25 protein-coding genes are annotated in these 26796 nt (G+C 71.5%); 14 read left to right on the top strand and 11 right to left on the bottom strand.

Annotation, left to right across the window (positions count from 1 at the left end; genetic code table 11):
• The first annotated feature begins 17 nt into the window (after nt 1-17).
• Nucleotides 18-842, top strand: a complete 825-nt coding sequence (locus tag OXQ95_RS01115; RefSeq protein ID WP_267378498.1) for an inositol monophosphatase family protein — start codon at nt 18-20, stop codon at nt 840-842.
• On the opposite strand, the gene OXQ95_RS01110 is transcribed toward OXQ95_RS01115, so the two are convergent.
• Nucleotides 839-1483 carry a heme exporter protein CcmB gene (locus OXQ95_RS01110; RefSeq protein WP_267378495.1) on the bottom strand — a complete coding sequence of 215 codons (645 nt, stop codon included), beginning with the start codon at nt 1481-1483 and terminating at the stop codon, nt 839-841. The two genes, OXQ95_RS01115 and OXQ95_RS01110, sit on opposite strands and share 4 nt — an antisense overlap.
• Entirely contained in the window at nt 1480-2067 is a 588-nt protein-coding gene (ccmA, locus tag OXQ95_RS01105; RefSeq protein ID WP_267378492.1) for a heme ABC exporter ATP-binding protein CcmA, read from the bottom strand. Before ccmA ends, OXQ95_RS01110 begins: the two co-directional genes overlap by 4 nt.
• A 62-nt stretch (nt 2068-2129) precedes the next feature.
• Here ccmA and OXQ95_RS01100 point away from each other — a divergent pair, with 62 nt between their 5' ends.
• Complete coding sequence (locus OXQ95_RS01100) at nt 2130-2423, top strand: 4a-hydroxytetrahydrobiopterin dehydratase (protein WP_242096559.1); 294 nt, start codon at nt 2130-2132, stop codon at nt 2421-2423.
• Here OXQ95_RS01100 and OXQ95_RS01095 read toward each other — a convergent pair.
• Genes OXQ95_RS01095 through OXQ95_RS01085 form a run of 3 tightly spaced genes read right to left on the bottom strand, consistent with a single transcriptional unit; the run spans nt 2420 to nt 5316 of the window.
• Nucleotides 2420-3205: an SDR family oxidoreductase gene (locus tag OXQ95_RS01095; RefSeq protein WP_267378485.1), complete on the bottom strand. Its 786-nt coding sequence runs from the start codon at nt 3203-3205 to the stop codon at nt 2420-2422. The genes OXQ95_RS01100 and OXQ95_RS01095 overlap by 4 nt on opposite strands.
• Before the next feature lie 52 nt (nt 3206-3257).
• Nucleotides 3258-4595: a HAMP domain-containing sensor histidine kinase gene (locus OXQ95_RS01090; protein ID WP_267378482.1), complete on the bottom strand. Its 1338-nt coding sequence runs from the start codon at nt 4593-4595 to the stop codon at nt 3258-3260.
• Between the two features lie 52 nt (nt 4596-4647).
• Nucleotides 4648-5316 carry a response regulator transcription factor gene (locus OXQ95_RS01085; protein ID WP_267378480.1) on the bottom strand — a complete coding sequence of 223 codons (669 nt, stop codon included), beginning with the start codon at nt 5314-5316 and terminating at the stop codon, nt 4648-4650.
• Between the two features lie 119 nt (nt 5317-5435).
• Between OXQ95_RS01085 and OXQ95_RS01080 the strand changes: the two genes are divergently transcribed.
• Genes OXQ95_RS01080 through OXQ95_RS01070 form a run of 3 tightly spaced genes read left to right on the top strand, consistent with a single transcriptional unit; the run spans nt 5436 to nt 8384 of the window.
• Entirely contained in the window at nt 5436-6038 is a 603-nt protein-coding gene (locus OXQ95_RS01080) for a hypothetical protein (protein ID WP_267378477.1), read from the top strand.
• A gap of 46 nt (nt 6039-6084) precedes the next feature.
• On the top strand, nt 6085-6849 hold the full coding sequence (locus OXQ95_RS01075; RefSeq protein ID WP_267378474.1) for an ATP-binding cassette domain-containing protein: 765 nt from the start codon (nt 6085-6087) through the stop codon (nt 6847-6849).
• Nucleotides 6846-8384 carry an ABC transporter permease/substrate-binding protein gene (locus OXQ95_RS01070; protein ID WP_267378471.1) on the top strand — a complete coding sequence of 513 codons (1539 nt, stop codon included), beginning with the start codon at nt 6846-6848 and terminating at the stop codon, nt 8382-8384. Before OXQ95_RS01075 ends, OXQ95_RS01070 begins: the two co-directional genes overlap by 4 nt.
• Here OXQ95_RS01070 and OXQ95_RS01065 read toward each other — a convergent pair.
• The 4 genes from OXQ95_RS01065 to OXQ95_RS01050 form a co-directional block, all read right to left on the bottom strand.
• The gene (locus tag OXQ95_RS01065) at nt 8381-11023 is read right to left on the bottom strand and encodes a TonB-dependent receptor (RefSeq protein ID WP_267378468.1); all 2643 of its coding nucleotides are present in this window, start codon (nt 11021-11023) and stop codon (nt 8381-8383) included. The two genes, OXQ95_RS01070 and OXQ95_RS01065, sit on opposite strands and share 4 nt — an antisense overlap.
• An 87-nt stretch (nt 11024-11110) precedes the next feature.
• Nucleotides 11111-11563 carry a YaiI/YqxD family protein gene (locus OXQ95_RS01060; protein WP_267379238.1) on the bottom strand — a complete coding sequence of 151 codons (453 nt, stop codon included), beginning with the start codon at nt 11561-11563 and terminating at the stop codon, nt 11111-11113.
• Nucleotides 11564-11565: 2 nt separating this feature from the next.
• Nucleotides 11566-13272 carry a DEAD/DEAH box helicase gene (locus tag OXQ95_RS01055; RefSeq protein WP_267378466.1) on the bottom strand — a complete coding sequence of 569 codons (1707 nt, stop codon included), beginning with the start codon at nt 13270-13272 and terminating at the stop codon, nt 11566-11568.
• 51 nt (nt 13273-13323) lie between these two features.
• Nucleotides 13324-14493: an NAD(P)/FAD-dependent oxidoreductase gene (locus OXQ95_RS01050; protein ID WP_267378463.1), complete on the bottom strand. Its 1170-nt coding sequence runs from the start codon at nt 14491-14493 to the stop codon at nt 13324-13326.
• Between the two features lie 119 nt (nt 14494-14612).
• Between OXQ95_RS01050 and OXQ95_RS01045 the strand changes: the two genes are divergently transcribed.
• From OXQ95_RS01045 to OXQ95_RS01035, 3 genes are read left to right on the top strand one after another with little or no spacing between them, the layout of a single operon-like run.
• Nucleotides 14613-14987, top strand: a complete 375-nt coding sequence (locus tag OXQ95_RS01045; protein ID WP_267378460.1) for a reverse transcriptase-like protein — start codon at nt 14613-14615, stop codon at nt 14985-14987.
• Nucleotides 14988-15025: 38 nt separating this feature from the next.
• Nucleotides 15026-15958 carry a rhodanese-related sulfurtransferase gene (locus OXQ95_RS01040; RefSeq protein ID WP_267378458.1) on the top strand — a complete coding sequence of 311 codons (933 nt, stop codon included), beginning with the start codon at nt 15026-15028 and terminating at the stop codon, nt 15956-15958.
• Nucleotides 15939-16733, top strand: a complete 795-nt coding sequence (locus tag OXQ95_RS01035; protein ID WP_267378455.1) for an RNA methyltransferase — start codon at nt 15939-15941, stop codon at nt 16731-16733. The genes OXQ95_RS01040 and OXQ95_RS01035 overlap by 20 nt, the downstream gene beginning before the upstream one ends.
• Before the next feature lie 48 nt (nt 16734-16781).
• Here the strand turns inward: OXQ95_RS01035 and OXQ95_RS01030 are convergent, their stop codons facing one another.
• On the bottom strand, nt 16782-18824 hold the full coding sequence (locus OXQ95_RS01030; protein WP_267378452.1) for a S9 family peptidase: 2043 nt from the start codon (nt 18822-18824) through the stop codon (nt 16782-16784).
• 86 nt (nt 18825-18910) lie between these two features.
• Between OXQ95_RS01030 and OXQ95_RS01025 the strand changes: the two genes are divergently transcribed.
• The 6 genes from OXQ95_RS01025 (at nt 18911) to OXQ95_RS01000 (ending at nt 26006) form a co-directional block, all read left to right on the top strand.
• Nucleotides 18911-20149 carry a M20 family metallopeptidase gene (locus OXQ95_RS01025; RefSeq protein ID WP_267378449.1) on the top strand — a complete coding sequence of 413 codons (1239 nt, stop codon included), beginning with the start codon at nt 18911-18913 and terminating at the stop codon, nt 20147-20149.
• Nucleotides 20150-20250: 101 nt separating this feature from the next.
• Nucleotides 20251-20817, top strand: coding sequence for a hydrolase (locus OXQ95_RS01020; RefSeq protein ID WP_242096581.1), 567 nt, complete (start codon nt 20251-20253; stop codon nt 20815-20817).
• Nucleotides 20818-20879: 62 nt separating this feature from the next.
• Nucleotides 20880-21920, top strand: a complete 1041-nt coding sequence (locus tag OXQ95_RS01015; RefSeq protein WP_242096582.1) for a putative sulfate exporter family transporter — start codon at nt 20880-20882, stop codon at nt 21918-21920.
• A gap of 50 nt (nt 21921-21970) precedes the next feature.
• Complete coding sequence (locus OXQ95_RS01010; protein ID WP_267378446.1) at nt 21971-24037, top strand: PBP1A family penicillin-binding protein; 2067 nt, start codon at nt 21971-21973, stop codon at nt 24035-24037.
• Between the two features lie 53 nt (nt 24038-24090).
• Nucleotides 24091-25092 carry a beta-eliminating lyase-related protein gene (locus tag OXQ95_RS01005; RefSeq protein ID WP_267378444.1) on the top strand — a complete coding sequence of 334 codons (1002 nt, stop codon included), beginning with the start codon at nt 24091-24093 and terminating at the stop codon, nt 25090-25092.
• Nucleotides 25089-26006: an EamA family transporter gene (locus OXQ95_RS01000; RefSeq protein ID WP_242096588.1), complete on the top strand. Its 918-nt coding sequence runs from the start codon at nt 25089-25091 to the stop codon at nt 26004-26006. Before OXQ95_RS01005 ends, OXQ95_RS01000 begins: the two co-directional genes overlap by 4 nt.
• Here OXQ95_RS01000 and OXQ95_RS00995 read toward each other — a convergent pair.
• Nucleotides 25916-26752 (bottom strand): NAD(P)-dependent oxidoreductase, encoded by an 837-nt coding sequence (locus tag OXQ95_RS00995; protein ID WP_267378436.1) that lies wholly within the window; start codon nt 26750-26752, stop codon nt 25916-25918. The genes OXQ95_RS01000 and OXQ95_RS00995 overlap by 91 nt on opposite strands.
• Between the last annotated feature and the right edge of the window lie 44 nt (nt 26753-26796).

Below are 26796 nucleotides of genomic sequence, written 5' to 3'. Positions count from 1 at the left end.
GCGATAGGCACCGGCGCATGCCCGTTTCCCGCGCCGACATCGAACTCGCGCTCCGCCTCGCCGATGCGGCGGGTGCCGCGATCCGCCCCTATTTCCGCGCCGAACAGGGGCTGGAGATCAAGGCGGACCGCTCCCCCGTCACCCGCGCCGACCGCGAGGCCGAGGCGGCGATGCGCCGGCTGCTCGACGCCGAGCGATCGGGCGACGGGATCGTGGGCGAGGAATATGGCGAGAAGCCGGGCATCACCGGGCGGCAATGGGTGCTGGATCCGATCGACGGCACGCGCAGCTTCACCGTCGGCCGGGCGATCTTCGGCACGCTGATCGCCCTGGTGGAGGATGGCTGGCCGGTGCTGGGCATCATCGACCAGCCGGTGCAGCGCGAGCGCTGGCTGGGCGTGGCGGGGCGGCCGACGACGCTGAACGGCGTGGCGACGCGGACGCGGACCTGCGCGCAGCTCGACGGCGCGATCGTCGCCACCACCAGCCCGCATCTGTTCGGCGAGGGCGACGTGCCGCATTTCCTCGCGCTCGTGGCCGCCGTCTCGGGCGGGCAGCCGCGCCAGGGACCGGTCTATGGCGGCGATTGCTACAATTACGGGCTGCTCGCGAGCGGCCATCTCGACATCGTGTGCGAATCCGGCCTGCAACTCTATGATTTCGCCGCGCTGGTGCCCGTGGTCGAGGGCGCGGGCGGGCGGATGTGCGACTGGAACGGCGATCCGCTGACCGCGGCGAGCGCGGGCCATGTGCTCGCGATCGGCGATCCGGCGCGCACCGACGACGTGCTGGAGGCGATCCACGGCGTGAACGACCAAGACGCCGTGCCGCGGGCAGGCTAGTCCATCCCCGCCCGCAGCGCCGCCGCCGCCACGAAGGGGCCACCCGCCAGCAGCAGCAGCGACACCGCGGCGAGCAGCTTGATCGCGCCCGCCCCGCCATCGATCGCCCCCGCGCCGAAGATCAGCAAAGGCACCGCGAGCGGCAGCATCACCAGCCCGGCCACCGCCCCCGCCGGACGCAGGCCAGCCACCAGCGCGCCCGTCGCCACCGCCAGCGCGGCGAGGCCGGGCGTCCCGATCGCCAGCCCGAGCTCGACGCGCGCGAGCGTCGCGCCCGGCAGCCCCAGCAACCCCGCCGCGATCACCGCCGCCAGCATCAAGGGCGGCCCGAAGCTCAGCCAATGCGCCAGCGTGCGCGCAGCGGCGACGAGCGCGAGCGCGATCCCGCGCACCGCGAACTGGTCGATCACCCCCGCTTCCAGGTCCGGCGCGAAAAGGCGGTCCACGGGAAGCAGCGCCGCGAGCAGCGCCGCCGCCCAGATCACGCCGCCGCCGACCCGCGCGAGCAACGCCGTGTCCGGCCCGACTGCGAAGGGGAACAGGATCGCGACGAGCAGGAAGAAGGCGATCGGCCAGCCCGCCCCGCCGCCGGCCCAGGCGTGGCGCAGGTCGCGCCCGACGAGCGTGGCGAACGCCCTCATCCGAGCCGCACCGCCGTCGCGCCGGGCAGCGCCATCGGCAGGTGCGTCGCCACCATGACGGCACCGCCCGCCGCGCGATGGCCCGCGATCAGCGCCTCGACGAGCGCCAGCCCGGGCGCATCGAGGCCGTTCGCGGGTTCGTCGAGCAGCCACAGCCACGCGTCGCCGGCGACGATGCGCGCGAGCGTGGCACGACGGCGCTGGCCGGTCGAAAGCAGCCGCACCGGCACCGCGGCCAGACGATCGAGCGCCAGCGCCGCCAGTGCGGCCTCCCCGGCATCGAGCCGCGCCCAGAATCCCAATGCGTCGCACAGCCGCCGTTCGGGATCGAGCGCATGGCGTTCGTCCAGCAACGCGACGCCGCCCTCGCATCGCGCCTGCCCGTGCGATGGCGCGAGCAGACCCGCCACGATCCGCAACAGGCTCGATTTGCCCGCACCGTTGGGGCCGGTCACCAGCACCGCCTGGCCTGCGCCGAGCGCGAGGTCGAGCCCTTCGAACAGCATCCGGCCGCCCCGCGTGCAGGCGACGCCCGTCAGGGCCAGCGCGCCGTGCCGATCGGTGAAAGTCGCTTGCCCCGCCATCCCCGCCGCCATACCCGTGGCGTCGCGGCCACGGCAAGCGGGCGAGCGAGGGGAGGCGAACGGTGATCGAGGCGCTGAACGAGACGGAACGGGCCGAGGCGCTCGATGGACTGCCCGACTGGGATTATGACGAGGCGCGCGACGCGATCACGCGCGACGTGGTCTTCGCCGATTTCGCCGAGGCGTTCGGCTTCATGGCGCGCGTCGCGCTGATCGCGGAAAAGGCCGACCATCACCCGGAATGGACGAACGTGTGGAACCGCGTGGCCATCCTGCTGACGACGCACGATGCCGGCGGCCTGTCGCCGCGCGACATCGAGATGGCGACCGCGATCGACGCGATCCTCGACCGCTAGCGCCGCCGCTGGCGCATGCGCTTGCGCAGCGATCCGGGCATCCAGCGCGCGGCGAACGCCAGCCGGTGGGCGGTGCGGCCGACCAGCGTCTGCAGCCGATCGCCGTGGACCGCGTCCCACGCGGCCTGCGCCACCCGCTCGACCGGGGTGATCTCCATGCCGGCATCGCTCACCACGGTGCGGATCGAGCGGTTCGAGCCTTCGGGCGGCGCGTCGATCAGCGGCGTGTCGATAAAGGCGGGCACCAGCCCGCGCACCTTGATCCCGTCCGCGGCCCATTCTCCGTCCAGCGCCTCGGTCAGCGCGCGCACCGCGAATTTGGTGGCGGAATAGGTGGCGAGCCCGGCCGAGCCATAGATCGCCGACGCCGATGCGGTGTTGAGCAGGCACGAGCCCGGCGTCCGCGCCAGATACGCATGGCCGATCCGCGCGCCGTTCAGCACGCCCATGAAGTTGATCGCGACGACCCGGTCGATCGCGTCGAACGGCGCCTCGGCGAGCGGCCCGCCGAGGCCGATGCCGGCATTGTTGAACAGCACGTCGAGCCGCCCCGTCATCGCCGTGAACGCGTCCAGCGCCTCGACCCAGGCATCGCGGTCGCGCACGTCCATCACATAGGTGGTCGCAAGGCCCCGGGGGATCGTCGCGGCGGTTTCGACGAGCATCGCCGGGTTCACATCGGCGAGCGCGACGCGCCAGCCGCGGCCGGCGAACAGTTGCGCGGTGGCCCGCCCGATTCCCGATGCGCCGCCGGTGATGAAGATCGCCCGTTCGTTCGCCATGATCTCTCCTCTTTGCGCGCAGCATGCGCGGGGCCGGCCGCGCTGTCGAGGGTCAGGCGGGCAGCGTCAGCACGACGCGCAATCCGCCGAGTCCGGCCGCGGGTTCGAGCGTGAGCGTGCCGCCGTTCAGTTCGGCCAGCTCCACCGCGATCGGCAGGCCGAAGCCATGCCCGTCGCCGCGCTCGTCCAACCGGCGGCCGGGCACCAGCGCCTCGACGCGCGCGCCCTGATCGAGCCCCGCGCCGTCGTCCTCGATCGCCAGCACCATGACGGCACCCGCGCGCACCGCCGCGATCCGCACCGCGCCGCGCGCGTGGCGCCAGGCATTGTCGAGCAGATTGCCGAGCATCTCGTCCAGATCCTGCCGGTCCACCGCGACCGTCAGATCGTCCGCTACCGCGATCGTCGCCGTCACCGCGCGATCGGCATGGATGCGCGCCAGCACCGCCGCCAGATCCGCGACGGCGGGCCCCAGCGGGGTGCGCACGCGCTGCCCGCCGCCGGGCGCGGCCGCACGGGCGCGGCCGAGATGATGGCGAACCTGCGCGTCGATGCGCGCGACCATCCGCCCGAGCGTACCGTCGGGATCGCGCCCCTCCTCGGCCAGTGCCAGCCCCAGCGCGGCAAGCGGCGTCTTCAGGCCGTGGGCGAGATTGGCGACATGACGCCGGGCATGGTCGAGCCGCTCGCTATTCTGGTCGATCAGCGCATTGAGCTCGGCGGCGAGCGGTGCGATCTCGGCGGGCTGGTCCGCGGGGATGTGCCGCGCCCGCCCCGCGCGCACCGCGCCCAGCGAACCGGCGAGCCGGCGCAGCGGGCGCAGCCCCAGCCGCAACTGGAGCGCGGTCGCGGCCGCCAGCCCCAGCCCCAGCACCGCCAGCGACGTGAGCAGCGGGACCAGCGCCTCGTACAAGGGCGCCAACGCGATCCGGGCCGGGGCATTGGCGGCGATCGTCACCGGTCCGGCGCCAGTCGCGACCGTCACGCTACGCAGATGGACGCGCTCGCCCCCCAGCGCCCGCGCCTCGCCGGGATGCGGACCGCCATGTCGCCGGGGCCCCGGGCCGTCCGGCGCTTGCGCGGGCGGCACATCCGCCGCATCGCCGCGCACCCAGTGGCGCATGGGCGAATCGACGCGCCAGCCCCAGCCCGGCTCGGCATCGGCGAAGGCCGGCAGGTCGACGATCCGACCGGGCATCAGCACGCCGTCGGGGCGCACCGCGCGCGCGAGCATCCCGGTCTCGGCATCGAGCTGCTGGTCGAGCCCGCGCACCACGAACCGTTCGAGCACGCGCCCGATCGCCACGCCCGCAAAGGCCAGCGCGATCAGCGTCGTGATCGCGGAAATGCCCAGCAGCCGGCCGTACAGCGACCGCGGCACGATCCTCACGCCCAGGTCCTCACGCCCAGATTCTCACGCCCAGATTCTCACGCCCAGATCCTCACGCCCGGCCGTCCGCGGTGAGGCGGTAGCCGCGCCCACGCACCGTCTCGATCAGCGTCGCGCCGATCTTGCGGCGCAGGCGGCCGACGATCACCTCGATCGAATTGGAATCGACGTCCGCATCGCCTTCGTAGACGCGCTCGATCAGGTCGGCGCGCTCCACCACCACCTCGCGGCGCAGCATCAGTTGCGACAGCACGCGCCATTCGAAGGCGGTGAGCTTCAGCGGCAGCCCGTCCAGCTCGAACGTGCCGAGTTGCGCATCGAACGCGAGCGGACCGCAAACGACTCTGGCCGATGCATGGCCTGCCGCGCGGCGCACCAGCGCGCGCAGCCGCATCACCACCTCCTCGATGCGGAACGGCTTGGTGAGGTAATCGTCGGCCCCCGCCTTGAAGCCCTCGACCTTTTCCGACCAGCCGTCGCGCGCGGTCAGGATCAGCACCGGCAGATCGCGCCCAGCCGCGCGCCAGCCGCGCAGCACCGCGATCCCGTCGCGCTTGGGCAGGCCGATGTCGAGCACCGCGGCGTCGTAGCGCTCGGTTTCGCCCAGATGCGCGCCATCCTCGCCGTCCGTGGCGACGTCGACCGCGAAATTCTGCGCCCGCAGCGCCCGCGCGAGCCCGTCGCCGAGCGCGGCATCGTCCTCCACCACCAAGATGCGCATGGCCGTCCTCCTGCCCCGACCGCTATCGCCCCCGACCAAACCGAAGCTGAACGGCGCGGTTCAGTGGGGGTCGGGATGGCAGCGATAGAAGGGCATCGTCAACTCGAGGAGTAACCATCATGACCGATTCGTCCCGCTCCATCCCCCCCCGCTCCATCCGCCCCCGCTCCATCAGCCCCCGCTCCATCAGCCATCGCCTCGGCCGCCGCGGCACGATCGCCGCGGTCGCGGCCGGCATGCTCGTCCTCGGCGGCGGCGCCGGTGCGCTCGCGGTCGAGGCGACGCGGCCCAGCGTCACCATGGCGCCCGCCACCCCGGTCGCGATCCGCTCGCTCAGCGACGACGGCATCGTCACCATCCGCGGCCGCGTCGTCGAGGTCTTCGGCAACAAGTTCGTGATGGCCGATTCCACCGGCCGCGCGCTGGTCGATACCGGCCGCCAGGGCGAAGACGGCGGGCTCATCCGCCCGAGCGAGGCGGTGACCGTGCAGGGCCGGTTCGATCGCGGCTTCCTCCATGCCGCCTTCCTCGTCGGCCCCGATGGCAAGGTGACCGCGCTGGAGCCGCTCGGCGGGCCGCATGGCCGCCACGGTCCCCATGGCGACGGCCCGGATCACGGCCCCGGCCCCGACGACCGCGCCGCGCCGCCGCCCCCGCCGCCCGCAGCGGTCGCCGCACCCTCGGTGACGCCTGTCGCAACGGCGGTGCCCGCCGCGCGCTGAGTTACCGGTTTGACCAGCCCTCGGCCATCGCCCATGCTTTCGGGCGATGGCAGACCCGCAAGGCCCCGCGATCGCCTTCGACGGCGTGACGAAACGCTTCGGCGAGGGCGCGCCCGCGGTCGATGGCGTGTCGCTGGCGATCGCCGGCGGCACGTTCGTCGCGCTGGTCGGCACGTCGGGATCGGGAAAATCGACGCTGCTGAAGACGATCAACCGGCTGGTCGTGCCGAGCGCGGGCCGCGTGACGATCGACGGGGTCGATGTCGCCGCCGGCCCCGCGCCGGCGCTGCGCCGGCGGATCGGCTATGTCTTTCAGGAGATCGGCCTGTTCCCGCATATGACGGTCGCCGAGAATGTGGCGATCGGCCTGCGCATCGCCGGCCGTGCCGACGCGCCGGTGGAAGCGCTGCTCGAACAGGTCGAGCTGCCCCCCGCGCTCGCCGGGCGCATGCCCGGCCAGCTTTCGGGCGGCCAGCGCCAGCGGGTGGGCATCGCGCGCGCGCTGGCGCCGGGCGGCCGGCTGCTGCTGCTCGACGAAGCGTTCGGCGCGCTCGATCCGGTGACGCGCGACGCGCTCGGCCGGTCGATCCGCGCGCTGCACGACCGGCTGGGGCTCACCACCATCCTCGTCACGCACGACATGGCGGAGGCGCTGCTGCTCGCCGACCGCGTGCTGGTGATGAAGGCCGGGCGGATCGTCGCCGATGAAACGCCGGCCGCGCTTCTGTCGGGCCGGGGCGGGGATGCGGCGCAGGCGCTCGTCGCGGTGCCGCGCGACCAGGCGGAACGGCTGCGGGAGCGCACGCCGTGAGCGCGTTCTGGGATGCCATGGCGCGCGTGCCGCCGTTGCTCGCCGGGCATGTGCTGCTCGCCGGCAGCGCGCTGCTGCTCGGCATCGTCATCAGCCTGCCGCTGGGTATGTGGTCGGCGCGGCGGCCCGCGGTCGCGCGGGTCGCGCTGGGCTTTGCCAGCCTCGTCCAGACCATCCCCAGCCTCGCGCTGCTGGCGCTTTTCTATCCGCTGCTGCTGATCCTCTCGTCGCTGGTGGGCGGCGGCATCCCCGCGCTCGGCTTTCTGCCGTCGCTGATCGCGCTGACGCTCTATGCCTTGCTCCCGATCCTGCGCAACGCGGTCGCGGGGCTGCACGGGCTCGATCCCGCGGTGATCGCCGCGGCGGATGCGGTGGGGATGACGCCCGCGCAGAAACTGCGCCTGGTCGAGGCGCCGCTCGTCGCCCCCGTGCTGATCGCGGGCATCCGCACCGCCGCGGTGTGGACGATCGGCGCCGCCACGCTGTCGACCACGGTCGGCTATGCGAGTCTCGGCGACCTGATCTTCGCGGGGCTCCAGACCCAGGCCTGGGCGCTGGTGCTGGCCGGCTGCGTCGCCTCCGCGGCGCTCGCGCTCGCGGTCGATCTGCTGATCGGGCTGATCGAGCGCGGGCTGACGGAGCGGCGGCGCTGGATGATCGTCGCCGGCGTGGCGGCGCTCCTCGGCGGCGCGCTGCTGTCGACCGCGCCGCTCTGGGCGCACCGTGCCGGATCGCGCGACATCGTGGTGGGCGCCAAGAACTTCTCGGAGCAATATATTCTGTCGCGCCTGATCGGCGACCGGCTCACGCGCGCGGGCTACCATGTCACTTATCGCGACGGCCTGGGCTCGGCAGTGATCTTCGGCGCGGTCGCGAGCGGTGCGGTCGACGTGTATGTCGATTATGCGGGCACGATCTGGACCGCGGAGATGAAGCGCACCGACGTGCCCGATCATGCCGCGATGGTGGCAGCGATCCGCGACTGGGCGGCGCGCGCGCACGGCGTCGCGCTCGTCGGGCCGCTCGGTTTCGAGAACGCCTATGCCTTTGCGATGCGCGAGGAGGATGCGCGGGCGCGGGGGATCGCGACGCTCGCCGATCTGGCGCGCGCCTCGCCCGCGCTGCGGCTCGGCTCCGATCTCGAATTTCTCGACCGGCCCGAATGGGCGGCGGTGAAGCGCGCCTATCCGATGCGGTTCGCCGCGACGACGCCGTACAGCCCCACCTTCATGTACCGCGCGCTGGAGAGCGGCCGGGCGGATGCGATCTCGGCCTTTTCCTCCGACGGGCGGATCGCCGCCGATCACCTGCGCGTCCTGAGCGATCCCGCACGCGCGATCCCCGGCTATGACGCGATCCTGCTCGTCGCACCCGCGCATGCGCATGATGCTCGGCTGCTGGCGACGCTGCGCCCGCTCGTCGGGCGCGTGCCGGTGGCGGCGATGCGCGCGGCGAACTACCGCGTCGACCGCGACTCCGACAAGCAGAGCCCGGAAGCGGCCGCGCGCTGGCTGGCCAGGACGATCGGCCTCTAGAAGAACAGCTTGCGAATCGTGAAGCGCACGGTGCGGCCGAGCGGATCGAGATAGTCGGGCTGATAGCTGACCGGCGTCGCCCCCGTCGCGTCGGTCACGCGCTGGCGGCTGTCGAGGATGTTTTCGACCGACAGGCTGAGCCGCATGCCACGCACCCAGGGGTGCGCCTTCAGCAGATCGAGCCGCTGTCCCAGATCGGCGAACAGGCGCAGATTGGCGGTGGCGAGCCCGCCGAAGTTCAGCGTCTCCGGCGCGGCCGTCGTGCCGCCGTTCACGCGCGTGCCGCTGGCGTAGTTGACCGACAGCCGCGCCCCCAGCCCGTTGTTGGTGATCCCGGCCTGGCCTTCCACCTCGTGGCGCGCCTGGCCGCCGCCCGATCCGACGGTGTCGCCGTTCAGCAGATCGAGCGACGGGCCGCCCTGCTGCACGAGCACGCGATCGGTGAAGTGCCAGGTGTGATAGACCGCGAACTGGATCCGCCCACCGCCCTGCCCGCCACGGCCACCGGGACCGCCGCCGCCACCACCGAAGCCGCGCCCGCCGCCGCCGCCGGGACCACCACCACCGGGCCCACCGCCGCCCGGGGCTCCGCCCGGCCCGCCACCGGGAGGCGGCCCCTCGCCGCCCGGCCCGCGCTCGCCCGGCCGTCCGGGAAAGTTCAGCCCCGCAAAGGGATTCGGGCCGAGCCCGGCGCGGAACGCCGCGATCTCCTTCTGGATCTTGGATTTGAGCGGGTGCGAGAAGTTGATTCCCCAGCGCAGTTGCGAGCTGCGGCTTTCGGCGAAGTTGATCGGGCGCGAATCGACGCGGAGCAACTGCCCGTCGGCGTCGCGCGTGAAGCGGCCGGGGAACGCCGCCTCGATCGCTGCGGTGGCGCTCGGGAAGGAGGCGATCGGATTCTCGATCCGGCTCGCCACATAATCCGCGGTGAGCGTCAGGTCCTTCGCCTTCCACGGCTTCAGCGTCATCGAGATCTTGGTGACGTGGCGATCGTCCGCGACGAGATTCGGGTTGCCGCCGGTCAGCGTCGTGACGGTCGCGGTGGTACCGGCGATATAGTCGAATACGCGGACATTGGGCGTCGTCACCTGCGGGTTGCCGAGCTGCGCCGCGGTCGGCGCCTCGTCCTGATCGGTGTGCGAGACGAGGAAGCGCAGCGCCTCGATCGGCGACCAGTTCGCGCCATAGCCAAGCGTCTGGAGCGTGCCGAAATCGGAGAGATGGTCCTCCGCCAGGTTGAAGTTGGCCGACAGATTGCCGACCGCCGACAGGAAATTCTTCGACCGGCTGGTGATCGGCACGTCGATGTTCACCTGGCCGTTGACGATGTCGCGCGACACGTCGCCGCTCTGCGTCAGGCCTGAGCGATAGGAGCGGCTGGTGAAATCGCTCGCCGACGCGCCGACGCGCACGCTGGTGCCGATCGCGCCCGCTGGCAGATCGAACAGCGTGCCGTTGAACAGCGCATCGGCGCCGCCGACATTGGAAGTGGAGCGCGCGCTGTTCACGCCGAGCGCATCGAAGTCGCCGACGTTCAGCGGTCCGCGCGGATTGGCGGTCGGATCGCCCGCGTTCAGCCGCGCCTGATAGGCGCTGGCATCGAATCCGGTGGCGGTGAAGGTCTTGCTGTCGACCCGGTCGTAATTGCCCGTGAGCGACCAGCGCCAATGGCCGAGATCGCCGTTGAACGTCGTGCCGGCGTGATAGGTGATGGCCTCGTTCGTCTGCGTCAGCGGATCGGTGCCGAGCGTCCGCACCACGGTGCCGGTGCCCGCCGCCGCGAACGGGCTCGTGGCGGGCACGGTGAGCGCGACGGTCGGCAGGCCGAAATCGCCGACCCCTTGCGTCGCCTCGATCCGGGCGTTGAGCGTCGCGCCGATCGTGCCGAAAATGTTGCGCGCGAGGACCGCATTGGTGCTGAAGTCGCGCGCCGAGGGTAGCAGCGTGCGATAGGGGCGCTGGTCGACGCCGTCGAACGTGGTGCCGGCGACGGGCGCGATAGCGCGCTCGGCCTCGGTCAGCGCCGAACTCTCCGTATAATTGACGTGCAGGTTCAACCGCTTGTCGCGCGCGATCTGAAGCAGGTCGATCTGCCCCTGCGGCGTGTTGCGGCCCCCGGCGGTGGCGAGCGTGTCGTTCAGTTCGGGCGTGGCCGCGCGGAAGCGGCGGCGCAGCACGATGTTCACCACCTTCTGGTCGGCGCGATAGCCATATTTCAGCGCGACCTCCTCGGGCAGGATCTCCGCGCGGGCGATCGCCTCGGTCGGGATGTCGCGGATCTCGGCGAAGCTCGAAATGCGGCGGCCGTTGAGCAGCACGACGGGCGCTCCGCTGCCGCGGCCGCTGGTCGTCTGCGGCGACAGCTCGTTCAGCAGGTCCGCGATGGTGCTCACGCCATAGGAGCGGATGTCGGCGGGCCCGAGCACCTGATCGGGGGTGATGTCGCCGATCACCGATCCGGGCGGCGTGCGCGTGCCGCGGACGATGATGTCGGGCTCGTCCGTCGCCTCGTCGGCGGGCGTGGCGCGGGTGGGCGATGTGGTCTTGGGCGCACCGGCCTGCGCCGCCGGCACGTCCTGCGCGGCGGCGATGCCCGGCGCGACGCCCAGCGCCGCGATCAACCCGATTTCGAAACGCATGTTCACCCCTTCACCCGCGCGGCCCGATCCTCCGCGAACGAAATCGATCCGGTGCCGTGCCGCCGCTAGCCGCCAATTGTCGCAGGATTATGCCGGGCGACGCTTCATCCGGACGAGCGCGGCATCGAGCGCGGAGAGAAAGCGCGACCGGTCCGCGGCGGCGAACGGCGCCGGGCCGCCGATCGCGTCGCCGCCCGCGCGCAGATCCGCCATGATCGCGCGCGTGGCGATTGCACCGCCGATCGAGCTGGTCGTGAACGGCTTGCCATTGGGGCCGAGCACCTGCGCGCCCGCCTTCAGGCAGCGGTCGGCGAGCAGGATATCGGCGGTTACGACCACCGCATCCCGGTCGACCGTCTCGGCGATCCAGTCGTCCGCGGCGTCGAACGCGTCGCTCACCACGACGCGCGACACCAGAGGATGGTCGGGGATCCGGATCCGCTGGTTGCTCACGATCGTGACGGCCACGCCGTGCCGCCACGCCACCTTGTACACCTCGTCCTTCACCGGACAGGCGTCCGCGTCGACCAGGATGCGCAGGTTCACCGCGCCGGCTTGCCCTGATACGCGCGCGGCTTGTGCCGCACCGGGGCGGCGTTCGACTGGCGGGGGTTGCGGCGCGGGCCGCTCGCGGCATGGCCGGGATCGCCATCGGCGGGGAGGAACTGCACGCCGCTCTCGTCGTCGGCATTGCTCTTGGCGGTGCGCTTCACCGCATCGGCGAACTTGGCCGCCACCATCCGCGGGATCTCGAACGCGGTTTCGTTCGGGCCGATGCGGATCGCGCCGATCTCGTTCTTGGTGATGTGCCCGCGGCGGCAGATCAGCGGCAGCAGCCAGCGCGGATCGGCATTGTGCCGGCGGCCGACGTCCATCCGGAACCAGACGGTGTCCTCGAATCCGGCGCGCGGCCCCTCGTTGCGATCGCTCTGGCGCGGGGCGCCCGCCTCCATCAGCTCTTCGGCGGCGGGCAGCTTGGCACGATGCGCCTGCACCAAAGCGGCGGCGATCTCTTCGGGCGTGCGCTCGGCGAGCAGGCGTTCGGCCAGCGCGCGATCCTCGTCGTCGATCTCGACGGGCGCGAGCAGCGTCTCGATCAGGCGGTCACGATCCTTCGCGCGGATGTCGTCGGCGGTCGGCGCGTCGATCCACTCGGCGTTGATCCGCGCGCCGCGCAACATGCCCTCGACGCGGCGGCGCTTGGGATAGGGCACGATCAGCACGGCGGTGCCCTTCTTGCCCGCGCGACCGGTGCGGCCCGAACGGTGTTGCAGCGCCTCGGCATCGCGCGGCAGCTCGACATGGACGACGAGGCTGAGCGTCGGCAGATCGATACCGCGTGCCGCCACGTCGGTCGCGACGCACACCCGCGCACGCTGGTCGCGCAGCGCCTGGAGCGCCTGGTTGCGCTCGGACTGCGAATGCTCGCCCGACAGCGCGACCGCGGCGAACCCGCGCTCCAGCAGGCTGGCGTGAAGGTGGCGGACATTGTCGCGCGTGGCGCAGAACAGCATCGCCGTTTCCGCCTCGTGGAAGCGCAGCAGGTTGATGACCGCATGCTCGATCTCGGACGGGCTGACGGTCACCGCCTGATAGGTGATGTCGCCATGCCCGCGATCCTCGCCCACCGTCGAGATCCGCAGCGCGTCGCGCTGGTACCGCTTGGCGAGCGCCACGATCGGCCGCGGCATCGTCGCCGAGAACAGCAGCGTGCGGCGCTGATCGGGCGTGCCGTCGAGAATCTGCTCCAGATCCTCGCGAAAGCCCATGTCGAGCATCTCGTCCGCTTCGTCGAGCACCGCGACGCGCAGCGACGACAGGTCGAGCGCGCCGCGCTCCAGGTGATCGCGCAGGCGGCCAGGCGTGCCGACGACGATATGCGCGCCGTGGCCGAGCGAACGGCGCTCCTTGGAGGCATCCATGCCGCCGACGCAGGTGGAGATGCGCGCACCCGCCTTGCCATAGAGCCACATCAGCTCGCGGCTGACCTGGAGCGCCAGTTCGCGCGTCGGCGCGATGACGAGCGCGAGCGGCTTGGCGGGCGGCGGCAGGCCGTTATCGCCGATGAGCTGGTCCGCCATGGCGAGACCGAAGGCGACGGTCTTGCCCGAACCGGTCTGCGCCGAGACGATCAGGTCGCGGCCATGCGCCTCGGGTTCGAGGACGGCGGCCTGGACGGGGGTGGGTGCTTCATAGCCACGCGCGGTGAGCGCGTCCGACAGGAGCGCGGGGAGTTTCGAGAAAGGCATGATCGGGTCCAAGATGGGGCGCGCCGCCACCACGGGCAAGGCGTGCACAAGTCAAAGGGCCCGGCCCGCGGCCCATCCGCTCGCCCATGCCCATTGGAAGTTGTAGCCGCCGAGCCATCCCGTGACATCGACCGCTTCGCCGACCGCATACAGGTTTTGCACGCGTTTGGCTTCCATTGTTTGCGACGACAGCTCCGCGGTCGAAATCCCGCCGATCGTCACCTCCGCCTTGGCATAGCCTTCGGTGCCGTTCGGCGCGAACCGCCACGCCGCCAGCGCGCGCCCCGCCTCGGCCAGGCGGCGGTCGGTCGCGCCGGCCAGCGGGCCGTCCAGCCCGATCCGATCGGCGAGCGTCTCGGCCAGCCGCGCCGACAGCGCGCCGCCGAGCAGCTTGCGCAACGTGGCGCGCGGTTGCTCGCGCTTGGCGGCGACGAGCCAGTCGGGATCGCGCCCCGGCAGGAAGTCGATCGCGACCGGCTGGCCGTGGCGCCAATAGGACGAGATCTGGAGGATGGCGGGCCCCGACAACCCGCGATGCGTGAACAGCGCCGCCTCGCGGAACCGCGTTTTGCCGCATCCGGCGACCACGTCGGCCGACACGCCCGACAATTCGCGGAACAGCGCCTCGTCCTGCCCCAACGTCAGCGGCACGAGCGCGGGGCGCGGCTCGACCAGCTTCAGCCCGAACTGGCGTGCAAGATCATAGGCGAAGCCGGTCGCGCCCATTTTCGGGATTGATGGGCCGCCGGTCGCGATCACCAGCGCGGACGCGTCATGGCTGCGATCGCCGATCGTCACGCGGTAACGGCCATCGGCGTGCGCGACGTTCGTGACCGGGTGGCCGAGCGCGAGCGTCACCCCGCCCTTGGCGCATTCGTCCTCCAGCATGGCGACGATCTGTTTGGCGGAGCCGTCGCAAAAGAGCTGCCCGAGCGTCTTTTCATGCCAGGCGATGCCGTGGCTTTCGACGAGCGTTAGGAAGTCCGCCGCGGTGTAGCGGCCGAGCGCGGATTTGGCGAAATGCGGGTTGGCGGAAAGATAGCGGTCCGCCGCGGTGCCCAGATTGGTGAAGTTGCACCGGCCGCCGCCCGAGATCAGGATCTTCTTGCCCGGCCGATCGGCATGGTCGACCAGCAGCACGCGCCGCCCCCGCTGGCCCGCGACCGCGGCGCACATGAGGCCGGCGGCCCCCGCCCCCAGGATGATCGCGTCATACTCCATGCCGCGCCCTAGCCGATTCGCGCACGATCAGGGAGGGGCGCGAGGAGGTTCATCCGCACCATCGTTCCCCGGCGAAGGCCGGGGAGCTGTTATGTTAGAGGGAAATGCTACGACGCCCCATGCTCAAGCTCTTCTTCGATGGCGGCTGCCGGCCCAATCCCGGCCCGATGGAAACCGCGGTCGTGGCGCGGGGGATCGTGCATCACGCCACCGGGATCGGTATCGGCAGCAACGACCAGGCGGAGTGGCGCGCCGCGCGTCATGCGCTCCGCGTGGCGCGCGACTTGGGTGCGACCGATATCGTGCTCGTCGGCGATTCGGCGCGCGTCGTGGCGCAGGCGAACGGCGCGCCGTGCCGCAGCGCGGCGCTCGCCGCCGAGCGCGACGCGTTCCGCGCGGAGGCCGCGGGCTTCGCGCGCGTCCGCATCCGCCATATCGGCCGCGCGCAGAATCTGGCGGGCACCGCGCTGGAAAAGCGGCATGGCCGGCGCTGATCTCGACCCCTGACACCGCTTGCGGTAAGCGCGCGCGGATGTCCGACCAGCCGATCCGCGTCGCCGCCCTCTACCGGTTCGCGCGCTTTCCCGATCCCGAGGCGCTCCGTGCGCCGATCGAAGCGCTGTGCCGCGCGCACGGCGTGCGCGGCACGCTGCTGCTCGCGGGCGAGGGGCTGAACGGAACGATCGCCGGCGCGCCCGATGCGATCGCGGCGGTGGTCGCGCATCTGCGCACCCTGCCCGGCTGCGCCGCGCTGACGCCCAAATATGCCGATGCCGCAGCGATGCCCTTCCACCGGCTGAAGGTGCGGATGAAGGCCGAGATCGTCACGATGGGCGAGGCGGTCGATCCGCTGGACGAGGCCGGCACCTATGTCGCCCCCGCAGACTGGAACGCGCTGATCGCCGATCCCGACACCGTGCTGATCGATACCCGCAACGCCTATGAGGTGAAAATCGGCAGCTTCGCGGGCGCGGTCGATCCGGGCACCGACAGCTTCCGCGACTTTCCCGCCTGGTTCCGCGCGCATCGCGACGAATGGGCGGGGCGCAAGGTCGCCATGTTCTGCACCGGCGGCATCCGCTGCGAAAAGGCGACGGCGCTGCTGAAGCGCGAAGGCGTGGCGGACGTGTTCCACCTTGATGGCGGCATCCTGAACTATCTCGAAACCGTGCCGCCCGCCGAAAGCCGCTGGGCGGGCGAGTGTTTCGTGTTCGACGAGCGAGTCGCGGTCGGCCACGGGCTCGCCGCCGGCACGCACGTCCTGTGCCGCGGCTGCCGGATGCCGGTATCGCCCGAGGATCGCGCCTCGCCGCTCTACGAGGACGGCGTCGCCTGCCCGGCCTGCCACGGCACGCGCGACGATGCGGCCCGCGCGGGCTATGCCGAGCGCCACCGCCAGGCCCGGCTCGCCGAGGCGCGCGGGCAGGCCCATGTCGGCGCGACCTATGATCCACCCGGTCGCTGATCCCGCCGACCCGCGGATCGCCGCGTACCGCGACATTCGCGAGCGCGATCTGGTCGGCCGCGAAGGGCTGTTCGTGGCGGAGGGCCGCGTGGTGCTGGCGATGCTGCTCGCCTCACCGCGCTTCGCCGCCCAGTCGCTGCTGATCGCCGCGCACCGGATCGCGGGCCTTGGCGACCTGCTCGCGGACGTGCCCGACGCCGTGCCGGTCTATGCCGCCGAACAGCCGGTGCTCGATGCGATCGCGGGCTTTCCGCTCCACCGCGGCATCCTTGCCATCGGACGGCGGATCGTGGCGCCGGATGCGGACGCGCTGCTGGCCGGACTGCCCGAACGCGCCCGCGTGGTGGCGCTGTCCGCAATCGCCAATCACGACAATATGGGCGGCATCTTCCGCAACGCCGCCGCGTTCGGTGCGGATGCGGTGCTGCTCGATGCGGATTGCTGCGACCCGCTCTACCGCAAGGCGATCCGCGTTTCGGTGGGCGCCGCACTCACCGTGCCGTTCGCCAGGCTGGCGCGCGGCGAGGACATGGTCGGGCAACTCCAGGCGCATGGCTTCACCGTGCTGGCGCTGAGCCTCACCGGCGCGCACACCCTCGCCGAGATCGTACCGGGCGCGCGCATGGCGGCGCTGTTCGGGGCGGAGGGGCCGGGCCTGCCCGACACGATCGTCGCGCGCGCGACGGGGGTGCGGATCCCGATGGCGCCGGGTTTCGACTCGCTCAACGTCGCGACGACGAGCGGAATCGTGCTGCACCATCTGATGCAGGGGTGATCCCCGTTCCCCGACGAAGGCCAGGGAACGAGAGAAAGTCGCGCCGCGCTACTTCTTCGCGGTCCAGCGATCCATCCAGCCGAGCACCTCGCCATACCATTGGCGGCTGTTCAGCGGCTTCAACACCCAGTGATTCTCGTTGGGGTTCACCACCAGCCGCGACGGAATGCCGCGCCGCTGGAGCGCGGTGAACGCCGCCAGCCCCTGCGTGTAGGGAATGCGGAAATCCTTCTCGCCGGTGATGACGAGCATCGGCGTCTTCCACTGCGCGACATAGTTCACCGGGTTGTAGCGTTCGAACGCCTGCGGGTCCTGATAATAGGCCTTCCCGCCATGCTCCCATTCGTCGAACCACAGTTCGTCCGTCTCATAGGCCATGGCGCGCGCGTCGAACACGCCGTCATGCTGGACGATGCACTTGAACCGATCGGGCCAATTGCCCTCGATCCAGTTCATCATATAGCCGCCATAGGACGCGCCCAGCGCACAGGCATCGTCCGCATCGAGCCAGCCGAACCGGTCGGTCGCCGCCTTCAGCCCGGCCTTCAGATCCTCGAGCGGCGCGCCGCCCCAATCGTTGCTGATCGCATCGGTGAAGGCCTGGCCGTAACCGGTCGACCCGTGAAAATCGATCGCCACCAGTCCGTAGCCGGCGCCCGCGAACACCGCGGGGTTCCAGCGATAGGACCAGCTGTCGTTGCTCGACCCCTGCGGCCCGCCATGCACCATGAACGCGATCGGCACCTTGGCCGGAGAGCCGTGCGGCCGGACCGCATAGCCCCAGACGGTGTCGCCCTTCGCGCCCTTGAAGCTGAAGCGCGTCACGCTGGGCAGATCGATCCCGGCGAGCCTGGTCGCGTTCACCGCGGTCAGCCGCCGCGGCGCGCGCTTGCCCTCCACCATGTAGAAATCGTCGGGCGCGACGAGGCTGTCGATCGCGACCAGCACCCCGCGCGGCGTCGGCACCGCAGCGGCGATATTGCCCGCCCCCGTCAGCCGCGTCACGGCGCCGCTGGCGGGATCGACCGACCAGAGCGGATTGTCCTGAACGTCCTCGGCGGTGACGTAGATCCGCCGGGAATCGGGGCTCCACGCGATCGATCCGATCGAGCGATCCCAGCCTTCGGTCAGCGCGCGCACCCGGCCGCTCGCCAGATCGCGCAGCATCAGCACCTGCCGGTCCGCCTCGAACCCCGGCCGCTTCATCGCGACATAGGCGAGCGTGCGGCCGTCGGGCGAGACGGTCGGCAGCGTGTCGGTCGCCTGGTTGGCCGCGGTGAGGTTCACCGGCGCGGCGGATCCGTCGGCGGGCGCGGCGAAGATGTCGAGATTGGTCGAGAGCGCCTCGATCCGCCCCGCCTCGCGCAGCGCGAAATAGACGGTGCGGCCGTCCGCGCTCCACGCCACCTCCTCGCCGCCGCCATTGGGCCGCGACGGCGTGTCGCCGATCAACCCGTGTTCGATCGCGACCCCGTCGCCGGGCGCTCCGTCGCGGCCGAGCGGCAGCACGAAGAGCTGCGACCGGGTGCCGTCCGCCCATGTGTCCCAGTGGCGCACGAAGAGCTGGTCATAGGTCCGCGCCTGACCGGCTTGGGGGTCCTTCTTCGTCACCGCGGGCGCAAGGCTCGGCGCGCCGGGCTTGCGGTCCGCCCAGATCAGCAGCCGGTCGCCGGTCGGCGCGACCTTGAAGCCGCCGAACCCGCCCTGAAAGCCGGTCAGCTTGCGCGCGCCGCCGCCGGTGACGGGAATCGCCCAGACCGCATCGTCGCCGCCCTTGTCGCTCTGGAAATAGACGGTTGTCCCGTCGTTGGAGAATTGCGGGCTCGTCTCGTTGACGTCGGCCTCGGCGGCGAGCGGCTCGGGCTTGGCGCCCTTGCGCGTCAGGTCGAGCCGCCAGAGATCGTAGCGGCCCTTGTCGGCGGCCAGATCGGTTTCGCGCTGTTGCCACACCAGCCAATGCCCGTCCTTCGACACGGCGGGCGAGGAAACGCGCGACAGCATCGTGACGTCGGCGATGGTGAGCGGGCGGGCGGACGCGGGCGTGGCGGCGAACGCCAGTGCGGCCAGGCTGGTGGCGAGCAGTATCTTCATGGGGCGGGGTTAAAGCCCAATCGCGCATCGCTGGCAATCGGGCGGCTGCGGGTCCACATTGACGGTTTACCCAAGGAACCGGAATCATGGACGCACGTCTCGCCACCGACTGGATCGCCGCGGGAGAGGCCGAACTGGCCGACACGATCGCACTGCGCCGCGCGATCCACGCCGACCCCGAAGTGGGGCTGCACTGCCCGCGCACCACGGAAAAGGCGAAGGCCGCGCTCGCCGGGCTGCCGCTGGAGATCCGCGAGGGGCCGTCCACCACGGGCTTCGTCGCGATCCTGCGCGGCGGCGGCAGCGACGACGCAGCCGGGTCGGGCAGCAACGGCCGCACGGTGCTGCTGCGCGGCGACATGGACGCGCTGCCGCTCACCGAAGAGACGGGCCTGCCCTTCGCCTCGCGCACGCCGGGTGCGATGCACGCGTGCGGCCATGACGCGCATACCGCGATGCTGGTGGGCGCGGCCAAGGCGCTGTGCGCGCGGCGCGAGCAGCTGACCGGCACGATCGTCTTCATGTTCCAGCCGGGCGAGGAGGGCCATCACGGCGCACGCCACATGATCGCCGACGGCCTGCTGGCCGAGCCGCGGCCCGAGGCGGCGTTCGCGCTGCACATCTCGCCCAACATCGCCGCGGGCGCGGTCGTCAGCCGCGCGGGCGCGCTGCTGGCGTCGACCGACACGCTGCATGCCACGATCCGCGGGCGCGGCGGCCATGCCGCCATGCCGCACGAATGCCTCGATCCGATCCCGGTCGCGTGCGAGATCGTCGGCGCGCTCCAGACCTTCCTCGCGCGGCAGGTGCCGGTGGCCGATCCGGCGGTGCTGTCGATCACCAAAATCGAGGGCGGCTTCGCGCACAACGTGGTGCCCGACACGGTGACGATGCTCGGCACGTTGCGCACCCTGTCCGAACCGACGCGGCGGTTGATGCGCGCGGCGTTCCTCCGCATCGTCGAGAATGTCGCCGCCGCGCACGGCCTGACCGGCGAGGCGCGGATCGAGGAAGGCTATCCGGTCACCGCCAACGACGCGCGCGCGACCGCGCTGATGACCGCCTGCGCCACCGCGATCGGCGGCGCGGGCGGCTATGCGACGATGCCCGCGCCGATGATGGGCGGCGAGGATTTCTCCTATGTGCTGCGCGAGATACCCGGCGCGATGGCGTTCATCGGCACCGCGCCCGAGGGCAGCGACCCCGCGACCAACCCGCCGCTGCACAACACGCGGATGACGATCGCCGAGGGGGTGATGGCACGCGGGATCGCGATGCATTGCAGCGTGGCGGAGCGGTTCTTGGAACGCGGTCTGGCCGAATAGGCGGCGGCGGCGGCCGGGCGAAGCGTCGCGGATGACGGGATGGCGGGAACGCGCGCGGCCCGCCGCCCGTTTGCGCCTCCGATCCCACGGAGATAGGCCCCATGAAGACGCTCGACCCCGCCACCACCGCGCTCGTCCTGATCGATCTGCAGAACGGCATCCTCGCCATGGACCTCGCGCCCTATCCCGCGAATCTGGTGGTCGAACGCTCGAAGGACCTCGCGGCGCGGTTCCGGGCGGCGGGTTCGCCCGTGGTGCTCGTCCATGTCCGCTTCGGCGAGGGCGAGCGGCCGAGCGCCGAGGCGGACAAGCCGATGGCCGCGCCGGCCGGCGGCTTCCCCGCCGACTGGAGCGACCTGACCGCAGGCTTGCGCGAGCCCGGCGACATCGTCGTCCTGAAGCATCATTGGGGCGCGTTCATCGGCACCGATCTCGATCTCCAGCTGCGCCGGCGCGGGGTGACGACGATCGTGCTGGCGGGCGTCGCGACCAATTTCGGCGTGGAGTCGACCGCCCGCAGCGCCTGGGAACTCGGCTACAACGTGGTGATCGCCGAGGATGCGTGCACCTCGCGCAGCGAAGCGCTGCACCGGTTCGCGATCGACAACATCCTGCCGGCGATCGCACATGTGATCGCCAGCGACGACGTGACGTTGCGGCAGGAGTGATCGGCGCCACGCCCGCATAGGAGGGGTGTGGCGCAAGCGTCGCCGCCCCCGTACAGCGGGCCATGACCACACCCCGCACCCTGCCGATGGCCGCCGACCTCTACGGCGACATCGAACCCAGCCCCAAAGCCACCTGGCGTGGCTATCTGCCGGGCGTCGCGATCGCCGCGCTCGGCACGCTGGCCGCGGGGTTCCTGTCGGATCATTACGGCGCGCCACTGACGCTGATGGCGCTGCTGATCGGGCTGGGGCTGAACTTCCTGTCGGCGGATGCGCGGCTGACGCCGGGCCTCGCGCTCGCTTCGCGCACGCTGCTGCGCTGGGGCATCGTGCTGGTAGGCGTGCGGATCACCTTCGGGCAGATCGCCGCGCTGGGCCCGGTGGCGCTGCTCGCGGTGGTCGCGATCGTAGCGGCGACGATGGGAATCGGCATCCTCGTCGCGCGGCGGCTGGGGCTCGGACCCGCCTTCGGCACGCTGGCGGGCGGCGCGGTGGCGATCTGCGGCGCATCGGCGGCGATGGCGCTGGCGACGACGCTGGGCGAGAAGCGCGCGGGCCAGGCGCAGCTGACGCTCGTCCTCGTCGGCATCTCGGCGATGAGCGCCACCGCGATGGTGCTCTATCCGCTGATCGGCCACGCGCTGGGGATGAGCGACCTGCGCGCCGGGTTCCTGCTCGGCGCGTCGATCCACGACGTCGCGCAGGCGCTGGGCGCGGGCTATTCCTATTCCAAGGGCGCAGGCGAGATCGCGGCGATCGTGAAGCTCACGCGCGTGGCGCTGCTCGCCCCCGTGCTCGCAGTGGTGGCGCTGTTCCTGCCGCGCGGCGAGGGCGGCGCGCGCGGACCGGGGCTGCCCTGGTTCGTGATCGGCTTCTTCGTGCTGGCCGGCATCAATTCGCTGGGCGTGATCCCGCCGGTGATCGCGAGCGGCGCGGAGCGGACCGCGACCGGGCTGCTCGCCACCGCCGTCACCGCCACCGCGATCCGCTCGCCGCTGGCGCAACTGCTCGAAGCGGGGCCCCGGCCGCTGTTCGTGATCCTGGCCGCCACGGTCGGTGCGCTCGGGCTGGCGCTGCTCGCCGCGCAGTTCCTGATCCACTGAGCCGCATCATCGGCGTTGCGGCGACTGTCGTAGATCGGTAATACAGCGCGATGGCCGATCACGGATATACGCGGATGCCGCCCCCCGATCTGGACGACCGGTTCGAGGGCTGGGACGATCAGCTCGCCCGCTTTCCGACCGATGACGGAACCCCCGCGCCGCGGCGGACGAGCCGGTGGCGGTGGTTCATGCGCGGGCTGGGCGGGCTGATCCTGCTGCTGGTGATCGCCTGCCTGTGGCTGGCGATCACCGCACCGCTGTCCAAATCGCTCCAGCCGCCGACGCCGCCGTCGATCACGCTGCTGGCGAACGACGACCATACGCCGATCGCGCGGCGCGGTGCGATCCTGGGGCCCCGGGTCGATGCGGCAACGCTACCCAAGCATGTGACGCAGGCGTTCCTGGCGATCGAGGACCGCCGCTTCTATTCGCATTGGGGGATCGACCCGCGCGGCGTGGCGCGCGCGGGCTGGCACAATCTGCGCGGCGGCAGCGTGCGCGAGGGCGGCAGCACGATCACGCAGCAGCTCGCCAAGAACGCGTTCCTCGATTCGGACCGCACCGCGGGGCGCAAGATCCGCGAGGCGATGATCGCGTTGTGGCTCGAGGCTTGGCTGTCGAAGAACGAGATCCTGTCGCGCTATCTGTCGAACGTGTATTTCGGCGACAACGTCTATGGCCTGTCGGCCGCGGCGAAACATTATTTCGGGCGGACGCCGGCCACGCTCAACATCGGCCAAGCGGCGATGCTCGCCGGGCTGGTGAAGGCGCCTTCGCGCCTTGCCCCCACGAGCAATCTGGAGGGCGCGCGCGACCGCGAGATGGTGGTGGTACAGGCGATGGTGGCCGCCGGTTTCCTCACCCCGGCGCAGGCCGCGGACGTGCAGCCGCAGCGCGTGCTGGCGCAGGGGCCGCAGCAACTGCCGAGCGGCACGTATTTCGCCGACTGGGTGCTGCCCGAAGCGCGCGACCAGGCGGGGGAGATCAAGACCGAGGCGACGGTGCGCACCACGCTCGATCCCCGGCTGCAACGCGACGCCGAGCGCGCGGTGAAGCGCGCCGGGCTGCGCCAGGCGCAGATCGCGCTGGTGGCGATGAAGCCCGATGGCGAGGTGGTGGCGATGGTGGGCGGCAAGAATTACGCCGCCAGCCCGTTCAACCGCGCCACCCAGGCGCGGCGCCAGCCCGGCTCCACCTTCAAGCTGTTCGTCTATCTGGCGGCGATGCGCGCGGGGATGACGCCGGATTCGACCGTGCTCGACGAACCCGTCACGATCGGCGACTGGAAGCCGCGCAACGCCGATGGCCGGTATCAGGGGCGGATCACGCTGCGACAGGCGTTCGCTCGCTCGTCCAACGTGGCCGCCGCGCGGCTGACGCAGCAGGTGGGCGTGAAGGCCGTCATCAAGGCAGCGCGCGATCTCGGCATCTCGACGCCGATCGCCAACGAGGCGACGATCGGGCTCGGCACCTCGACCGTCTCGCTGCTCGAGCTCACCGCCGCCTATGCCGCGGTCGAGGCGGGCCATTATCCGGTGCAGCCGCGCGGGCTGGAGGATGTGCGGCAGAAGAGCTGGTATCAGTCGCTCACCGGCGGCGCGACGACGATGCCCGACACCATCCATACCGAGATGCTCGACCTGCTGGCCGCCTCGATCCGCAACGGCACCGGGCGGCAGGCGAACATTGCGGTCGACGCGTTCGGCAAGACCGGCACCACGTCGGACAGCAAGGACGCGCTGTTCATGGGCTTCGCGCAGGGGCTCGTCGTCGGCGTGTGGGTCGGCAACGACGACAACAGCGCCAATCCCGGGCTGTCGGGCGGCGGCGTGCCCGCCCGCGTGTGGCGCGACTTCATGACGCAGGCGCTGAACCTCGCGCCCGCCGCGCCGCCGCCGACCGTGGACGACGAGGCGGTCGACCCCGATTCGATCCAGACCGATGTCGACAATGCCGCGGGCAGTATCGCCGGTGCGGTGCAGGGCCTCGGCCTCGATCTGCATCTGGGCAATGACGGCAGCATCACGCTGGGCCGTGGGCGCGAACGGGACCGCGACCGCGAAGGACCCCCGCCCGAGGATCGCCGCCCGGAGGACGGACCGCCCGACCGCGAGTGAAGCCCACCGACGCGCGTTGACGGCGCCCCCTCCGCCTCTCTACGCATCCGGCCATGCGCTTCTTTTCCGACAACGCCGCCGCCGTTCACCCGCACGTGATGGACGCCATCGCCGCCGCGAACACGCTCGACACCGCCTATGACGGCGATCAGTGGAGCAAGGCGCTCGACGGCCGCCTGTCGGAGACGTTCGAGACCGCGGTGCGCGTGCTGTGGGTGCCGACCGGCACGGCCGCCAATTGCCTCGCGCTTGCCGCTTTGTGCCCGCCTTATGGCGGCGTGGTGTGCCACCGCGACGCGCATATCCAGAACGACGAGGGCGGCGCGCCCGAATTCTATACCCACGGCGCCAAGCTGATGCTGGCCGAGGGCGATGGCGCGAAGCTGACGCCCGACGGGATCGCGGCAGTGATCGATGCGGTGGCCGACGACGTGCACCGCGTCCAGCCGCACGCGATCTCGATCACCAACGCCACCGAATATGGCCTCGTCTACGATCCCGACGAGGTCGCCGCGATCGGCGCGCTGGCCAAGTCGCGCGGGCTGGGGCTGCACATGGACGGCGCGCGATTCGCCAACGCCGTCGCCAGCGCCGGCTGCACGCCCGCCGAGGTGACGTGGCGCGCGGGCGTCGATGTGCTGAGCTTCGGCTTCGTCAAGAACGGCGCGATGAGCGCGGAGGCGCTGGTGTTCTTCCGCACCGACCTCGCCGATGCAACGCTGCGGCGGCGCAAGCGGGCGGGGCTGCTGCTGTCCAAGGGCCGCTATCTGGCGGCGCAGATCCTCGCGATGCTCGACGACGATCTGTGGATCGAGAATGGCCGTGCCGCCAATGCGCGCGCGGCTACGCTGGGAGCGCAGGCGGGCGGCCGGCTCGTCCATCCGGTGCAGGCAAACGAGCTGTTCCTGCGCGCCACCCCCGCCGAGGCCGCGGCGTTGCGGGCGAAAGGCTTCGATTTCTACGATTGGGCGCCGGGCGAGATCCGGCTCGTCACCGCCTGGGACAGCCCGGTGGACGCGGTGGCGGCGCTGGCCGAGGCGATCGGCGCGCTGTGAGCGGTTCGCCGCCGCCCCGTTCCGCGCAGGCGGCGATCCTGATCCCGTTCGGCATCGTCACGCTGATCTGGGGATCGACCTGGCTCGTGATCCGCGACCAGATCGCGGTGGTGCCGCCGAGCTGGTCGGTCAGCTATCGCTTCCTCGTCGGCGGTCTCGCGATGGCGGCGGTTGCGCTGGCGCGGCGCGAGCGGCTCGGCTTCGATGCGCGCGGATGGGGCTTCGCAGTGCTCCTGGGCGTCAGCCAGTTCTGCCTCAACTTCAACTTCGTCTACCGCGCGGAGGCGTTCATCACCTCGGGCCTGGTGGCGCTCGTCTATGCGCTGCTGCTGGTGCCCAATGCGGTGCTGGCGCGCGTGTTTCTCGGGCAGCGCATGGGGCGGCAGCTGATCGTCGGCTCCGCGGTGGCGATGGGCGGCGTGGCGCTGCTGTTCGTCCATGAGGCCCGATCCGCGACCGCCGGGCCCGGCGCGGCGCTCACCGGCATCGGCCTCACCCTGTGCGGGATTGCCGCGGCCTCCACCGCCAATGTGATGCAGGCGACCCAGACCGCAAAGCGTTACCCCATGGCGGCGATGCTGGCGGTGGCGATGCTGATCGGTGCGGCGCTCGATGCCGGCGTCGCCTATGCGCTGACCGGGCCGCCGGTGATCGAGCTGCGTCTCGGCTATTTCGCCGGCATCCTCTATCTCGGGCTGTTCGGATCGGCGGTCGCCTTCACGCTCTATTTCCAGGTGCTGCGCGCGATCGGGCCGGCCAAGGCGGCCTATTCGGGCGTGATCGTGCCCGTGATCGCGATGCTGCTCTCCACCCTCTTCGAGGGCTATCGCTGGTCGCCGCTCGCGGTGGGTGGCGCGGTGCTCGCGGCGATCGGGCTCGTGATCGCGCTCAGGGCGCGCAGGCCGGCACGGTAATCGGGATAACGCGGCGCCCAGCCGAGCACGCGCTTCGCCTTGCCCGCCGCCACCCGCCGATTCTCGCGGTAGAAGCCGCGCGCCATCGGCGACAGCGTCTCCAGCGCCACCACCGGCGGCGGCGGCAATCCCAGCAGGCGCGCGGCGAAGACCATGACGTCGTCCTGCGAAGACGGCCGGTCGTCCGCCAGATTATAGGCGCCGGGGGGCGCCGCGAACCCCGCCACCACGCCGCTTGCCAGATCGTCGACATGGATGCGGCTGAAGACCTGTTCGGGCAGGCCGACGCGGTGCGCGGTGCCCGCCGCGACGCGCTCCAGCGCGGACCGGCCGGGGCCATAGATGCCGGGCAGGCGGAACACGTGTGCGTCGATTGCGCACCATGCCGCATCCGCCGCGGTTCGCGCCGGACGCCGGCCGCCAAGCGGTGCCGTCTCGTCCACCCACGCGCCGCCCGCATCGCCATAGACGCCGGTGGACGACAGATAGCCCAGCCACGCGCCGCTCCGCGCGATTGCATCGCCGTAGCGCGCCAGCACGGGATCGGTGTTGCCGTCGGGGGGAACCGAGGAGAGAATGTGAGTCGCCCGCGCGAGTTCGCCGAAAACCGCGGCATCGTCGTCGAAGCGGAGCAGCCCGGCTCCGCCGCTCCGCGTCGTGCCGCCGACGGATCCGCCCTGCGCGGCGACGCGATCGGCGATGCGGCGTGCGCTATATCCCATGCCGAAGACGAACAGATGGATCATGGCTCAATCCTTAGCCGGTTTTCCGCCGTGCGCGATCCCGGGCG

It is taken from the genome of Sphingomonas sp. GC_Shp_6 (assembly GCF_026540835.1).
GTDB lineage: Bacteria > Pseudomonadota > Alphaproteobacteria > Sphingomonadales > Sphingomonadaceae > Sphingomonas.
The sequence above is the reverse complement of the archived record's forward strand: the minus strand, read 5'-3'. Positions and strand labels throughout refer to the sequence as shown.

Excerpts from the sequence above, each read along its gene's own strand:
- OXQ95_RS01115 (WP_267378498.1), top strand. The coding sequence starts at position 18 with ATGCCCGTTTCCCGCGCCGACATCGAACTCGCGCTCCGCCTCGCCGAT.
- OXQ95_RS01085 (WP_267378480.1), bottom strand. The coding sequence starts at position 5,316 with ATGCGCATCTTGGTGGTGGAGGACGATGCCGCGCTCGGCGACGGGCTC.
- OXQ95_RS01010 (WP_267378446.1), top strand. The coding sequence starts at position 21,971 with ATGGCCGATCACGGATATACGCGGATGCCGCCCCCCGATCTGGACGAC.
- OXQ95_RS01035 (WP_267378455.1), top strand. The coding sequence starts at position 15,939 with ATGATCCACCCGGTCGCTGATCCCGCCGACCCGCGGATCGCCGCGTAC.
- OXQ95_RS01050 (WP_267378463.1), bottom strand. The coding sequence starts at position 14,493 with ATGGAGTATGACGCGATCATCCTGGGGGCGGGGGCCGCCGGCCTCATG.
- OXQ95_RS00995 (WP_267378436.1), bottom strand. The coding sequence starts at position 26,752 with ATGATCCATCTGTTCGTCTTCGGCATGGGATATAGCGCACGCCGCATC.
- OXQ95_RS01030 (WP_267378452.1), bottom strand. The coding sequence starts at position 18,824 with ATGAAGATACTGCTCGCCACCAGCCTGGCCGCACTGGCGTTCGCCGCC.
- OXQ95_RS01005 (WP_267378444.1), top strand. The coding sequence starts at position 24,091 with ATGCGCTTCTTTTCCGACAACGCCGCCGCCGTTCACCCGCACGTGATG.
- OXQ95_RS01080 (WP_267378477.1), top strand. The coding sequence starts at position 5,436 with ATGACCGATTCGTCCCGCTCCATCCCCCCCCGCTCCATCCGCCCCCGC.
- OXQ95_RS01015 (WP_242096582.1), top strand. The coding sequence starts at position 20,880 with ATGACCACACCCCGCACCCTGCCGATGGCCGCCGACCTCTACGGCGAC.
- OXQ95_RS01055 (WP_267378466.1), bottom strand. The coding sequence starts at position 13,272 with ATGCCTTTCTCGAAACTCCCCGCGCTCCTGTCGGACGCGCTCACCGCG.
- OXQ95_RS01110 (WP_267378495.1), bottom strand. The coding sequence starts at position 1,483 with ATGAGGGCGTTCGCCACGCTCGTCGGGCGCGACCTGCGCCACGCCTGG.
- ccmA (WP_267378492.1), bottom strand. The coding sequence starts at position 2,067 with ATGGCGGGGCAAGCGACTTTCACCGATCGGCACGGCGCGCTGGCCCTG.
- OXQ95_RS01075 (WP_267378474.1), top strand. The coding sequence starts at position 6,085 with ATGGCAGACCCGCAAGGCCCCGCGATCGCCTTCGACGGCGTGACGAAA.
- OXQ95_RS01025 (WP_267378449.1), top strand. The coding sequence starts at position 18,911 with ATGGACGCACGTCTCGCCACCGACTGGATCGCCGCGGGAGAGGCCGAA.
- OXQ95_RS01040 (WP_267378458.1), top strand. The coding sequence starts at position 15,026 with ATGTCCGACCAGCCGATCCGCGTCGCCGCCCTCTACCGGTTCGCGCGC.
- OXQ95_RS01020 (WP_242096581.1), top strand. The coding sequence starts at position 20,251 with ATGAAGACGCTCGACCCCGCCACCACCGCGCTCGTCCTGATCGATCTG.
- OXQ95_RS01065 (WP_267378468.1), bottom strand. The coding sequence starts at position 11,023 with ATGCGTTTCGAAATCGGGTTGATCGCGGCGCTGGGCGTCGCGCCGGGC.
- OXQ95_RS01095 (WP_267378485.1), bottom strand. The coding sequence starts at position 3,205 with ATGGCGAACGAACGGGCGATCTTCATCACCGGCGGCGCATCGGGAATC.
- OXQ95_RS01045 (WP_267378460.1), top strand. The coding sequence starts at position 14,613 with ATGCTCAAGCTCTTCTTCGATGGCGGCTGCCGGCCCAATCCCGGCCCG.